The sequence below is a fragment of the Pseudomonas sp. Leaf434 genome (genome assembly GCF_001425545.1).
Classification (GTDB): domain Bacteria; phylum Pseudomonadota; class Gammaproteobacteria; order Pseudomonadales; family Pseudomonadaceae; genus Aquipseudomonas; species Aquipseudomonas siliginis.
On sequence record NZ_LMQZ01000007.1, the window covers coordinates 394,663 to 407,224 of the forward strand.

11 protein-coding genes and 1 riboswitch are annotated in these 12,562 nt (G+C 61.5%); of the genes, 9 read left to right on the top strand and 2 right to left on the bottom strand.

Translation table 11 applies throughout. The annotated features are described in order from the left end of the window. Positions 1 to 71: 71 nt before the first annotated feature. Entirely contained in the window at positions 72 to 1,505 is a 1,434-nt protein-coding gene (locus ASG55_RS13865; RefSeq protein ID WP_041477642.1) for a TolC family outer membrane protein, read from the bottom strand. Positions 1,506 to 1,709: 204 nt separating this feature from the next. Then, positions 1,710 to 1,815, top strand: a riboswitch (TPP riboswitch). Between the two features lie 145 nt (positions 1,816 to 1,960). Between ASG55_RS13865 and thiC the strand changes: the two genes are divergently transcribed. Beyond that, on the top strand, positions 1,961 to 3,850 hold the full coding sequence (gene thiC / locus ASG55_RS13870) for a phosphomethylpyrimidine synthase ThiC (protein WP_056787512.1): 1,890 nt from the start codon (positions 1,961 to 1,963) through the stop codon (positions 3,848 to 3,850). 140 nt (positions 3,851 to 3,990) lie between these two features. Next, complete coding sequence (cytX, locus tag ASG55_RS13875; RefSeq protein ID WP_056787515.1) at positions 3,991 to 5,283, top strand: putative hydroxymethylpyrimidine transporter CytX; 1,293 nt, start codon at positions 3,991 to 3,993, stop codon at positions 5,281 to 5,283. Here the strand turns inward: cytX and ASG55_RS13880 are convergent. Further along, positions 5,252 to 5,998: an RsiV family protein gene (locus tag ASG55_RS13880; RefSeq protein WP_016771974.1), complete on the bottom strand. Its 747-nt coding sequence runs from the start codon at positions 5,996 to 5,998 to the stop codon at positions 5,252 to 5,254. The two genes, cytX and ASG55_RS13880, sit on opposite strands and share 32 nt — an antisense overlap. Positions 5,999 to 6,225: 227 nt before the next feature. Between ASG55_RS13880 and ASG55_RS13885 the strand changes: the two genes are divergently transcribed. The 7 genes from ASG55_RS13885 (at position 6,226) to ASG55_RS13915 (ending at position 12,557) form a co-directional block, all read left to right on the top strand. Further along, a complete protein-coding gene (locus ASG55_RS13885; protein ID WP_024011344.1) occupies positions 6,226 to 6,843 on the top strand; it encodes an NUDIX domain-containing protein in 618 nt (205 codons plus the stop codon). After that, entirely contained in the window at positions 6,834 to 7,286 is a 453-nt protein-coding gene (locus ASG55_RS13890) for a DUF1249 domain-containing protein (protein WP_016771972.1), read from the top strand. Before ASG55_RS13885 ends, ASG55_RS13890 begins: the two co-directional genes overlap by 10 nt. Before the next feature lie 97 nt (positions 7,287 to 7,383). Beyond that, positions 7,384 to 8,199: a 3',5'-cyclic-AMP phosphodiesterase gene (cpdA, locus tag ASG55_RS13895; RefSeq protein ID WP_056787517.1), complete on the top strand. Its 816-nt coding sequence runs from the start codon at positions 7,384 to 7,386 to the stop codon at positions 8,197 to 8,199. A 290-nt stretch (positions 8,200 to 8,489) separates the two neighbouring features. Further along, positions 8,490 to 9,098: a YqiA/YcfP family alpha/beta fold hydrolase gene (locus tag ASG55_RS13900; protein ID WP_056787520.1), complete on the top strand. Its 609-nt coding sequence runs from the start codon at positions 8,490 to 8,492 to the stop codon at positions 9,096 to 9,098. Between the two features lie 41 nt (positions 9,099 to 9,139). Then, positions 9,140 to 11,047, top strand: a complete 1,908-nt coding sequence (gene parE / locus ASG55_RS13905; protein ID WP_024011346.1) for a DNA topoisomerase IV subunit B — start codon at positions 9,140 to 9,142, stop codon at positions 11,045 to 11,047. Next, the gene (locus ASG55_RS13910; protein ID WP_041477647.1) at positions 11,047 to 12,036 is read left to right on the top strand and encodes an esterase-like activity of phytase family protein; all 990 of its coding nucleotides are present in this window, start codon (positions 11,047 to 11,049) and stop codon (positions 12,034 to 12,036) included. Before parE ends, ASG55_RS13910 begins: the two co-directional genes overlap by 1 nt. Then, positions 12,033 to 12,557: a retropepsin-like aspartic protease family protein gene (locus ASG55_RS13915; RefSeq protein ID WP_041477648.1), complete on the top strand. Its 525-nt coding sequence runs from the start codon at positions 12,033 to 12,035 to the stop codon at positions 12,555 to 12,557. The genes ASG55_RS13910 and ASG55_RS13915 overlap by 4 nt, the downstream gene beginning before the upstream one ends. The last annotated feature ends 5 nt before the right edge of the window (positions 12,558 to 12,562 follow it).

A 12,562-nucleotide genomic window follows, 5' to 3' on the forward strand; every position in this document is an offset into this window, starting at 1 on the left:
GGCAGCTCCTACAGTTGGAATGCATTTCCCTGTAGGAGCTGCCGAAGGCTGCGATCTTTTGTTTTTAACGCTTAAGGCCGGGCCTTGAGCTGCGCCTCAGCCGCCGACGCCAGATCCGGCGGCAGGAAATCCTTGTCCGGGTTGTAATCGGCTTTCAGATAGCGCCGCAGATCTTCCAGATCACCCGGGTTCAGCGTCCCCGCTGCCTGCTTCAGGCGCAGGTTGTCGAGGATGTAGTCGTAGCGGGTGTTGTTGTAGTTGCGCACCGAGGTGTACAGCTGGCGTTGCGCGTCGAGCACGTCGACGATGTTGCGCGTGCCGACCTGATAACCGATTTCCGTGGCTTCCACCGCACTCTGGTTGGAGATGATCGACTGGCGGCGCGCCTGCACCTGCTCGACGTCGGTGTTCACCGCGCGGTGCAGATTGCGGGTGTTTTCAACTACTTGCCGGCGCAGGGATTCGCGCTGCTGTTCGCTCTGATCCAGTTGCGCATAGGACTGACGCACTTGCGAACTGGTCAGCCCGCCGCTGTAGATCGGGATGTTCAGTTGCAGGCCCAGCGTGCTCTGCTCGACGTTGCCGCCGTAGGGCGCGCCGAACGAGTTGGGGTTGGCGAAGCCGAGGGCGTCGTTGTCGCCTTTCTCGTATTTCGCCACGGCATCGAGGGTCGGCAAATGGCCGGCCTTGCGCTGCCTGAGCGTCTGCTCGGCGGAGCTGACCGCGTAGTTGCTGGCGAGCAGATTGAGGTTCTGCCGCGCCGCCGTGTCGACCCAGGATTTCGCATCGTTGGGCGAGGGCGGCAGAATCGGCAGCGTGTGGACGATGCCCTGAATCGAGTTGTACTGACGGTTGGTCAGGGTGATCAACGCCTGGAACGCATCATCGACCTGACGCTGGGCGACGATGCGGTTGGCTCGCGCGGTGTCGTAACTGGCTTGCGATTGCAGCACGTCGGTCTTGTCCGAAAGGCCGACATCGAAGCGCTCGTTGGACTGATCGAGCTGACGTTTGAACGCCGCTTCTTCAGCCTTGGTCGAGGCCAGATTGTCCTGGCTGCGCAGCACGTTGAAGTAGCTTTCGGCGCTCTGCAGGATCAGGTTCTGCTCGGTGGCCGAGAGCTGCAGCGCGGCCTGTTCGTTGACGTCTTTGGCTGCTTGATACTGGAACCAGCGATCGGCGCGGAACAGCGGCTGCGCGAGGGTCGCCTGGTAGGAATGCGCGCTGCGGTTGGCGATGGCCGAAGGCTGGTCGATCGAGGTGCGCACGTCAGCAACTTCGGCGCCACCGGACAGGTTCGGCAGCAGACCGGCGCGGGCCTGCGGCACCACTTCTTTCTGCGCGCCATACTGGGCGCGGGCCGCGGCGAGGTCGGCGTTGTTGTCGACCGCTTCCTGATAGACGCTGACCAGATCGGTTTTGGTCGACAAGGGTGCTTCCGCTGCCCAGGCCATTGTGTTGGACGCACAGGACACGGCAACAGCCAATGAAAGTTTGCGCAGCATGAGGCGATCCCTAGCATGAATATTATGGAAGTAATCCGGGCGCCAAAGGTAAGGCGCAGCCCACACAGCGTCAAGGCTGGGCAGGCCAAGCGAGTGTAGTTGCGCATTGCTCCGGCAACAATCGGCCAGCCTGGGTATTTACGCCATTCATCATGGCGTTCGCTGCGGTGTTGGCGTTCCTTGATGGTTGTGTCTAGACTGGCCGGGTTCTTGTCGGGGTGCCTTGCTATGAGGCTGAGATCGAATAATTTCGGATCCCGTTGAACCTGATCAGGTTAGCGCCTGCGTAGGGAACAAGATTTCTCGTCACCCGGCGAGTCCTCTTGTGCTTCGTCCGGGATATTGTTCGACAATCGAACGCTCATGACGAATGCACAGCACCGGTCCTGGTGCGTCCGTGCCTTTCAGGTTCTGCTCCGACAATCCACTGCTGGATGCTGTCTGGAGAGCCCGTGATGACAACAAAAGAAAAAAACGCGATCAACCTGAGTGACTCGGCCAAGGTCGACGAGCAATCGGTCAAGCCGTTCACCCGTTCGCAAAAAATCTACGTTCAGGGCTCGCGCCCGGACATCCGCGTGCCGATGCGCGAAATCAGCCTCGATGTAACCCCGACCGATTTCGGCGGCGAGATCAATGCGCCGGTCACGGTCTACGACACTTCCGGCCCGTACACCGATCCGAACGTGGTCATCGATGTGCGCAAAGGCCTTGGCGATGTGCGTTCAGCGTGGATCGATGACCGTGGCGATACCGAGCGCCTGCCGGGCCTGAGCTCGAACTTCGGCCAGCAGCGTCTGGCCGATGCCGAACTGACCAAACTGCGCTTCGCTCACGTCAACAACCCGCGCCGCGCCAAGGCCGGGGCCAACGTCAGCCAGATGCACTACGCGCGCAAAGGCATCATCACCGCCGAGATGGAATACGTCGCCATCCGCGAAAACATGAAGCTGCAAGAGGCCCGTGCGGCCGGTTTGCTCAAGCAGCAACATGCCGGCCACAGCTTCGGCGCAAGCATTCCGCAAGAAATCACCCCTGAATTCGTCCGCGAAGAAATCGCTCGCGGTCGCGCGATCATTCCCGCCAACATCAACCACGTCGAACTGGAACCGATGATCATCGGCCGTAACTTCCTGGTGAAGATCAACGGCAACATCGGCAACAGTGCCCTGGGTTCTTCGATCGAAGAAGAAGTGGCGAAGCTCACCTGGGGCATTCGCTGGGGCTCGGACACGGTGATGGACCTGTCCACCGGCAAACACATTCACGAAACCCGCGAGTGGATCATCCGCAACTCGCCGGTGCCGATCGGTACCGTGCCGATCTATCAGGCGCTGGAGAAGGTCAACGGCATCGCTGAAGACCTGACCTGGGAGTTGTTCCGCGACACCCTGATCGAACAGGCCGAGCAGGGCGTCGACTACTTCACCATTCACGCCGGCGTGCTCCTGCGTTACGTGCCGCTGACCGCCAAACGCGTCACCGGCATCGTCTCCCGTGGTGGTTCGATCATGGCCAAGTGGTGCCTGGCGCACCACAAAGAGAACTTCCTCTACACCCACTTCGACGAAATCTGCGAAATCATGAAGGCCTACGACGTCAGCTTCTCGCTGGGCGATGGCCTGCGTCCGGGCTCGATTGCCGACGCCAACGACGAAGCGCAATTCGGCGAACTGGAAACCCTCGGCGAGCTGACCAAAATCGCCTGGAAACATGACGTGCAATGCATGATCGAAGGCCCGGGCCACGTGCCGATGCAATTGATCAAAGAGAACATGGACAAGCAGCTCGAATGCTGCGATGAGGCGCCGTTCTACACCCTCGGCCCGCTGACTACCGACATTGCGCCGGGCTACGACCACATCACCTCGGGTATCGGCGCGGCGATGATCGGCTGGTTCGGTTGCGCGATGCTCTGCTACGTGACGCCGAAGGAGCACTTGGGCCTGCCGAACAAGGATGACGTGAAGACCGGGATCATCACTTACAAGATCGCCGCCCACGCAGCGGACCTGGCCAAGGGACACCCGGGCGCGCAGATTCGTGATAACGCACTGAGCAAGGCGCGTTTCGAATTCCGCTGGGAAGACCAGTTCAACCTCGGCCTGGATCCGGACACCGCGCGCTCCTATCACGACGAAACCCTGCCGAAGGACTCGGCCAAGGTCGCGCACTTCTGCTCAATGTGCGGGCCGAAATTCTGCTCGATGAAGATCACCCAGGAAGTCCGTGAATACGCAGCCAACCAACGCATCGATGCGGTCGACGTGGACGTCGCCAAAGGACTCGCGGAACAGGCCGAGCGGTTCAAGAAGGAAGGCAGTCAGCTGTACAAGAAAGTTTGACCCCGTACTGATCGTTCCCACGCTCCGCGTGGGAATGCAGCCCGTGACGCTCCGCGTCACTGGACGCGGAGCGTCCCGAGAGGCATTCCCACGCAGAGCGTGGGAACGATCACAACAAATGTCCCTTTGAGATAACACCCTTGAGCATTCAACCCGGCACCTATTCCCCCGATCTCGCCGTCCCCGCTGCAAAGCGTGTGTTCGGCGGGCGCGATCTGTTTTCCCTGTGGTTCTCCCTCGGCATCGGCCTGATGGTTTTGCAGACCGGCGCATTGCTCGCGCCGGGTCTGGGTCTGTCCGGTTCTTTGCTGGCCATCTTCCTCGGCACGCTGGTCGGCGTGCTGTTGCTGGCTGCTGTCGGCGTGATCGGCAGCGACACCGGCCTGTCATCGATGGCGGCGCTGAAGCTCAGCCTCGGCAGCAAAGGCGCGAGCCTGCCGGCGCTGCTCAATCTGCTGCAACTGATCGGCTGGGGCTCGTTCGAAATCATCGTCATGCGCGACGCCGCCAGTCTGCTCGGCAGCCGCGCCTTCAGCGAAGGTTCGCTGTGGGCCAATCCGATTCTGTGGACGCTGTTCTTCGGCGCGCTGGCGACCTTGCTCGCGGTGAGCGGGCCGTTGACGTTCGTGCGGCAGATTCTGCGCAAGTGGGGCATCTGGCTGTTGCTCGCCGCGTGCCTGTGGCTGACCTGGAACCTGTTCGCCAAAGCCGACCTCGCGGCGCTGTGGGCGCGCGCCGGTGACGGTTCGATGCCGTTCGCCGTGGGCTTCGACATTGCCATCGCCATGCCGCTGTCATGGCTGCCGCTGATTGCCGACTACTCGCGTTTCGGCAAACGCGCGAAGAATGTTTTCGGTGGCACGGCTGTGGGTTTTTTCATCGGTAACTTCTGGCTGATGAGCCTTGGGGTGGCCTACACCCTGGCGTTCGCGCCGAGCGGTGAAGTCAATGCGTTGCTGCTGGCCTTGGCAGGCGCCGGTCTGGGCATTCCGCTGTTGCTGATTCTGCTCGACGAGTCGGAAAACGCTTTTGCCGACATTCACTCGGCGGCGGTATCGAGCGGGATTCTGTTGCGTCTGAAAGTCGAGCATCTGGCCTTGGCCATCGGCGTGATCTGCACGCTGATCGCACTGCTGGCGCCGTTGGCGCAGTACCAGAATTTCCTGCTGTTGATCGGCTCGGTGTTCGCGCCGCTGTTCGGCGTGGTGCTGGTGGATCACTTCATTCTGCGCAAACGCAGTGCTCAGGTCGCGTCAGCCGCATTGCGCTGGCCGGCGTTGCTGGCGTGGCTGGGTGGTGTGAGCACCTACCACTTGCTGGCGAATCTGTATCCGGATGTCGGCGCAACCCTGCCGGCGCTGGTGCTGGCAGGATTGCTTCAACTGGTGCTGGGCCGGGCCTTCAGTTACGGCCGGGAAACAGCTCAGGCTTGAGAATGCCGTTCAGGCGCGGGTAAGGGATCTTCAGTTCGACGTGGCCCAGCGCATAAGGCGCGATGGTGGTCACGTCGTACTTGAGGATCACGCCGCCGTAGGTCAGCGCCACGTGTGGGGTTTTCACGAACGGCCAGTTCGCGACGAATTCCGCCTCCTGATCGAGCTTGGTACTGATCAGCCAACTGTTGTGCGCCACTTGTGCGGCTTTCCAGAATGCTTCTTCCTGACCCGGCAGCAACATGTCGGACAGGTTCAGCACCTTGTGCTGCTGGCGCGAATAGTTGATGAAACCGCGACCCGGCGTGCCGTGAGCGCCGCCGGTGTCGAGGTAGCTCGACAGCTCGATGATCACCAGTCCGTCATGCTGCTCGCGTACTTTCGCTTGCAGATAGCTGCTGTTGCGCGGGCCGGCGCTGGCGAGGAACTGCTCGCGGTAGGCGGCCAGGGTTGGCGCTACCGGCGCGTTCTTCTCGGTACGGGTCATTTGCAGCAAACGTTTTTCGATGATGCCATCCAGCGCCGGCTCATCCGGGAAGCGCAGGGTGTCGATGTTCACCAGCGGGCAATCGGGGTTGGAACAGCCGGGTTTGAGTTGTTCCGAGGCGTCGCGGGTGGTTTCCAGCGGCGTGCGATAGTTGGGCTGGAACAGGCTGGCACAGGCGCCCAGAGTCAGGGCAATAGCGGCCACGGAGGCAATTTTGAAAAGCGACATGGGCGTCCTTTCGAAAGCAGGGGAAGGCAAAAAGATACCGCTTCGACTCTCAACGGAGCAGTCAGTTCGCCACTAAGCTGATTAGAGTGTGTTTCAGCTTCACCGTCCATCCCGCTGACGGTAAAGGGGCTGCATCAAACGGTGCGGGCGCGTTAGGATGGCGCGAAGTCGAGGTTGCCGGTTGTACACAGCAACCTCGTAATGGATGTGCAGTAAAGAGGAAGATTATGACTGACTTTGCCAACGCCATTCCGACCGCCGTGGATATCGTGCGGCGCGAAAAATGCTACGAGGGCTTTTACAAGCTTGACCGTGTGCACCTGCGCCATGAGCTGTTCGCCGGTGGCATGAGCCGCGAAATCAATCGTGAAATCTTCGTGCGCCACGATGCCGTGTGCGTCCTGCCTTACGATCCGCAGCGCGATGAAGTGGTGTTGATCGAGCAGTTTCGTGTCGGCGCCATGGGCAAGGCCGACAACCCATGGCTGGTCGAACTGGTCGCCGGTCTGATCGACAAGGATGAGCAACCGGAAGAAGTTGCTCACCGCGAGGCGCAGGAGGAAGCTGGGCTGGACATCAAGGCGCTGTGGCCGATGACCAAGTATTTCCCCTCGCCGGGTGGCAGCAACGAGTTCGTGCATTTGTATCTGGGACGTTGCAGCACCGACGGTGTCGGCGGTCTGCACGGGCTGGAAGAAGAGGCCGAAGACATTCGCGTAACGGTCTGGGCATTTGAAGATGCCTTGCAGGCCGTGCGTGACGGACGTATTGCCAACGCGGCGAGCATCATCGCCTTGCAGTGGCTGGCGCTCAACCGCGCCGAAGTGAGGGGGCTATGGTCGTAAACAAGCTGCGCGATCGTTATCGGGTTGACCTCGTAGGGCTGCAAGCCGCCTGCGAGGCCAACTACGCGCGCCTGATGCGACTGCTGCCGGACATGCGCAACGAACCCGAGGCGCGGCGTATCGCTGTGACCCAGGGCGAGCAGATGCTTGGCGTGCTCGCTCTCGAGGTGTTGCAGACCTGCCCGTACACCACGACCTTGCAGGTGCGCCAGGAGCACAGTCTGCCGTGGTTGCCGGTGCCGCAACTGGAAGTGCAGGTCTACCACGACGCGCGCATGGCCGAAGTGGTCAGCGCCGAGCATGCACGACGCTTTCGCGGCATCTATCCTTATCCGAACGCCGCCATGCATCAGCCCGATGAAAAGGCCCAGCTCAATGTGTTTCTGGGCGAATGGCTGAGTCATTGCCTGGCGTTGGGGCACGAGTACGAAGTCGTTCGCTAGTTGTGAACTGCGTCCGCTTCGGCGGTTTCCCCTTTTTGTCATCCCCCAGCATAATTGCCGCACCCATCCATTGCGTGCTTAGCCCCGGGAGAGCGCCTTGCCCAGCGTATCGACATTGACCAGCGCCGACCCGGCGCTGCTGGTGCAGTTGTCCGACAGCCACTTGTTCGCCGAGGCGGACGGCACGCTGCTGGGCATGAAGACCCGCGAGAGCCTGCAAAGGGTCATCGACCTGGTGTTGGCGCAACAGGCGCAGATCGACCTGGTGCTGGCCACCGGCGATATTTCCCAGGACGGCACGCTGCAGTCGTATCAGGCATTCCGCCAACTGAGCGCGCAGATCAGTGCACCCGCGCGCTGGATTCCCGGCAATCACGACGAGCCGATGGTCATGGCCGAGGCGGCGGTGCAAAGCACGCTGCTGGAGCCGGTGGTCGATATTGGCAATTGGCGGGTGACGATGCTGGATTCGGCGGTGCCGGGTTCGGTGCCGGGCTATCTGCAGGATGATCAATTGCAACTGCTCGCGCGCGCGCTGAGCGAGGCGCCTGAGCGCCATCATCTGGTGTGCCTGCATCATCACCCGGTGTCGATCGGCTGCGCGTGGATGGAGCCGATCGGCTTGCGCAACCCGGAAGCGTTCTTTGAAGTGCTGGATCGCTTTCCACAGGTTCGCGCGGTGCTGTGGGGGCATGTGCATCAGGAAATCGATCGCGACCGCAATGGCGTGCGCTTGATGGCCTCGCCCTCGACGTGTATCCAGTTCGAGCCGGGGAGTGCGGATTTCAAAGTGGGCGAGCAGGCGCCGGGGTATCGCTGGTTGCGATTGTTGCCGGACGGGAAATTGGAAACGGGCGTCGAAAGAGTCACCGACTTCGAGTTCACAGTCGATTACGGCTCCAACGGTTACTGAACTGACAATCAAAGACCCTCACCCCAGCCCTCTCCCAGAGGGAGAGGGGGCCGACCGCGGTGTCTTTGGCTGTGCATCGACCTGAAACAGCGATATCGATTATGGATTCGCAGCAAAACGCTCAGGTCGGTGTAGCTCTCGAATATCCCCCAGTCGGTTCCCTCTCCCTCCGGGAGAGGGTTAGGGTGAGGGCAGCTTGTGCTGTCACACCAATTTATTGAACCCACCCCCAATCCCGGTCCTTCTCCCTGTAAACTCCGCTATCTTTCGCCGACAGCCAGGGAGCTCAAATGTCCGGTTCGATCCTCTATATCCACGGTTTCAACAGCGCGCCGGCCTCGAAGAAGGCCTGTCAGCTGGTCGCGGTCATGGAGCAGCTGGGTTTGAGCGGGCAATTGCGCGTGCCGGCGCTGCATCACCATCCGCGTGAAGCCATCGGTCAGCTCGAGCAGGCAATCGCCGAGCTGGGCCGGCCGTTGCTGGTGGGAAGTTCGCTCGGCGGCTACTATGCGACTCACCTGGCCGAGCGCCATGGCCTGAAAGCCCTGCTGGTCAACCCGGCGGTCAGCCCGCACCGGATGTTCGATGGTTATCTGGGCACGCAGCAGAACCTCTACACCGATGAAACCTGGGAACTGACTCACGACCACGTCACGGCGCTGGCCGAACTGGAAGTGCCACCACCGCAGGATCCGCAGCGTTATCAGGTCTGGTTGCAAATCGGCGACGAAACGCTGGATTATCGCCTCGCCCAACAGTATTACCGCGCCTGTGCCTTGCGCATCCAGGCGGGCGGCGACCACAGTTTCCAGGGCTTTGCCGGGCAATTGCCGGCGTTGCTGAGTTTTGCCGGCATGGCTGCCGATATGTATCAGGCAATCGATTTCACCACGCTGTGAAGTCTTGCCCCTCTTTCATGAATGACTGACGACGAGACCTTATGGCCACTCCCAGCGCTAGTTCTTATAACGCCGACGCCATCGAAGTCCTCTCGGGCCTCGACCCGGTGCGCAAACGCCCCGGCATGTACACCGACACCAGTCGGCCGAACCACCTCGCCCAGGAAGTCATCGACAACAGCGTCGACGAAGCCCTGGCCGGCCACGCCAAATCGGTGCAGGTCATCCTGCATGCCGACCATTCGCTGGAAGTCAGCGACGACGGCCGTGGCATGCCGGTCGACATTCACCCGGAAGAGGGTGTGTCCGGCGTCGAACTGATCCTCACCAAGCTGCATGCGGGCGGCAAGTTCTCCAACAAGAACTACCAGTTCTCCGGCGGCTTGCACGGTGTGGGTATTTCCGTGGTCAACGCGCTGTCGACCGAAGTGCGCGTACGGGTCAAACGTGACGGCAACGAATACCAGATGACCTTCAAGGACGGCTTCAAGGCCTCCGAGCTGGAAATCGTCGGCACCGTCGGCAAGCGCAACACCGGCACCAGCGTGTACTTCGCGCCGGACCCGAAATACTTCGACTCACCGAAATTCTCCATCAGCCGCCTCAAGCATGTGCTCAAGGCCAAGGCTGTGTTGTGCCCGGGCTTGCTGGTCAGCTTCGAAGACAAAGGCACCGGCGAGAAAGTCGAGTGGCATTACGAAGATGGCCTGCGCTCCTACCTGGTCGATGCGGTCAGCGAATTCGAACGTCTGCCCAACGAGCCGTTCTGCGGCGCTTTCGCCGGTAATAAGGAAGCGGTCGACTGGGCACTGTTGTGGCTGCCGGAAGGTGGCGACGCGGTGCAGGAAAGCTACGTCAACCTGATCCCGACCGCCCAAGGCGGTACGCACGTCAACGGCCTGCGTCAGGGTCTGCTCGACGCGATGCGCGAGTTCTGCGAGTTCCGCAGCCTGCTGCCACGCGGCGTGAAACTCGCGCCGGAAGACGTCTGGGAGCGCATCGCTTTCGTCCTGTCGATGAAAATGCAGGAGCCGCAATTCTCCGGCCAGACCAAAGAGCGTCTGTCTTCCCGTGAGGCAGCGGCGTTCGTCTCCGGTGTGGTTAAAGACGCTTTCAGCCTGTGGCTCAACGCCAACCCGGAAACCGGTCTGGCCCTGGCCGAATTGGCGATCAACAACGCCGGCCGCCGTCTCAAGGCGAGCAAGAAAGTCGAGCGCAAACGCGTCACCCAAGGTCCGGCGCTGCCGGGCAAACTGGCTGACTGCGCCGGGCAGGACCCGATGCGTTCCGAGCTGTTCCTGGTCGAGGGTGACTCCGCCGGCGGTTCGGCCAAACAGGCGCGGGACAAGGAGTTCCAGGCGATCCTGCCGTTGCGCGGCAAGATCCTCAACACTTGGGAAGTCGACGGCAGCGAAGTGCTCGCCAGCCAGGAAGTGCATAACATCGCCGTGGCGATCGGCGTCGATCCGGGCGCCGCGGACATGAGCCAGCTGCGCTACGGCAAGATCTGCATCCTCGCCGACGCCGACTCCGACGGTCTGCACATTGCGACTTTGCTGTGTGCGCTGTTCGTCCAGCATTTCCGCCCGTTGGTGGATGCCGGTCACGTCTACGTGGCGATGCCGCCGCTGTACCGCATCGACCTCGGCAAAGAGATCTACTACGCCCTCGACGAAGCCGAGCGCGACGGCATTCTCGATCGCCTGGTGGCCGAAAAGAAACGCGGCAAACCCCAGGTCACCCGATTCAAAGGTCTGGGTGAAATGAACCCGCCGCAGTTGCGTGAAACCACCATGGACCCGAACACTCGGCGTCTGGTGCAGTTGACGCTGGGCGAAGACTTCGCCGAAACCTCGGAAATGATGGACATGCTGCTGGCGAAGAAACGCGCCGGTGACCGCAAATCCTGGCTGGAATCCAAAGGCAACCTCGCCGAGGTGCTGGCCTGATGCAGTTTGGCTGGGCCTTGGCGGGTGCGTTGCTGCTGAGTGCGCTGAGCGTGTCGGCCGAGCCGCTGCAAGAGTTGCAGCTGCTTTCCGAACACCCGGTCGAAGGCATCCGCGGCGGTAACCTGTCAGGTCTGGCCATGTGCGGCAACGAGCTGTGGACGGTTTCCGATCGCGATGACGAGCAGATCTATCGGCTCGATACCCACGATCCGGTCTGGCAGGCGCAAACTGTGCACATCGACGTGCCGCCTGTGCCGGAGAGCGGCCTGCCGTGGGGCTTGAGTTCGCGCACCTGGGCGGCGTCGTTCATTCGTGGGGGCGATCTGGATTTCGAAGGCATCAGTTGCGACAGCGTAGGCAATCGCTACATCGTCAGTGAGGCCCATGCGGCGGTGTTGCAGGTGCCGGTCAGTGGCCCGGCTAACTGGCTGAAAATCTCGCCGCTGCTGGTTCGCGAAGCGCGGGCGAGCGGCCTGCTGCTCAAGTTCAATTCGATCTTCGAGGGCCTGGCGATCAACCCGGCCGGTGATCAGATATGGCTGGCCGCCGAACGGCAAAAACGTGGTTTGCTGCTGATCAAACGCCAGCAGACGGTGTGGGATTGTGACGGTCGCTGCGTGCTGCTCAGTGAGGGCGGCAAGGAGATGCAGCCGCCACAGTTTCCCAAGGCGAAAGCGGTTCATCGCGACTTCTCCGACATTTCCTTGTTCAACGGCAAGCTGTTTACCCTTGAACGCAACGCTTTCGAGATCTGCCGTCGCGATGCGCAGACGGCCAAGGTCGAGCAGTGCTGGTCGTATGCCGGCGAACTGTTGCAGGAACAACGTCGGTATTCGCAGAACTACGGACTGGAGGAAGCGCTGATCATTGATGCCGAAGGCGCGTGGATCGGCGTCGACAACAATTTTGGCCCGCGTGCCGACGGCGAAGTCCGCCCGGTGGTCTGGCGCTTCGCCGCGCCGGACGGTGGCTGGAGTGCCAGGCCATGAGCCAGCAACCGCCGGGCAAGCGTGCCGGTCGGGTGCTAATGGTCCTCGCCTGGTGCGCGGCACTGTTTCTCGCGACGAAGTTTTTTGGGCAGTGGGAGCAGCGCCAGCAGAATCCGAACATCGTGGTCACGTCGGAGCAGGGCGAAGGTTTTATCGAAGTGAAACTGGCGAGCAATGCCCAAGGGCATTTTGTCGCCAGCGGCCAGATCAACGGCGAGCCGGTGGAGTTCATGCTCGACACCGGCGCGACCGATGTCGCGATCCCGGCGGATCTGGCCAAGCGTTTGAAGCTGCAAGAAGGTTTCGGCGTGACCCTGAGCACGGCCAATGGCCTGAGCCAGGGCTATCGAACGAAGATTGCCCGCCTGCAACTGGGCGACATCGTGCTGCGGGATGTCCGCGCACTGGTGGCGCCGGGGCTGCATGGCGACCAGGTGCTGCTCGGCATGAGCGCCCTGAACAGACTTGAATTTACCCAGCGCGGTGGCACCATGCTGCTGCGCCAGACAACGAACCGATGAGGCCC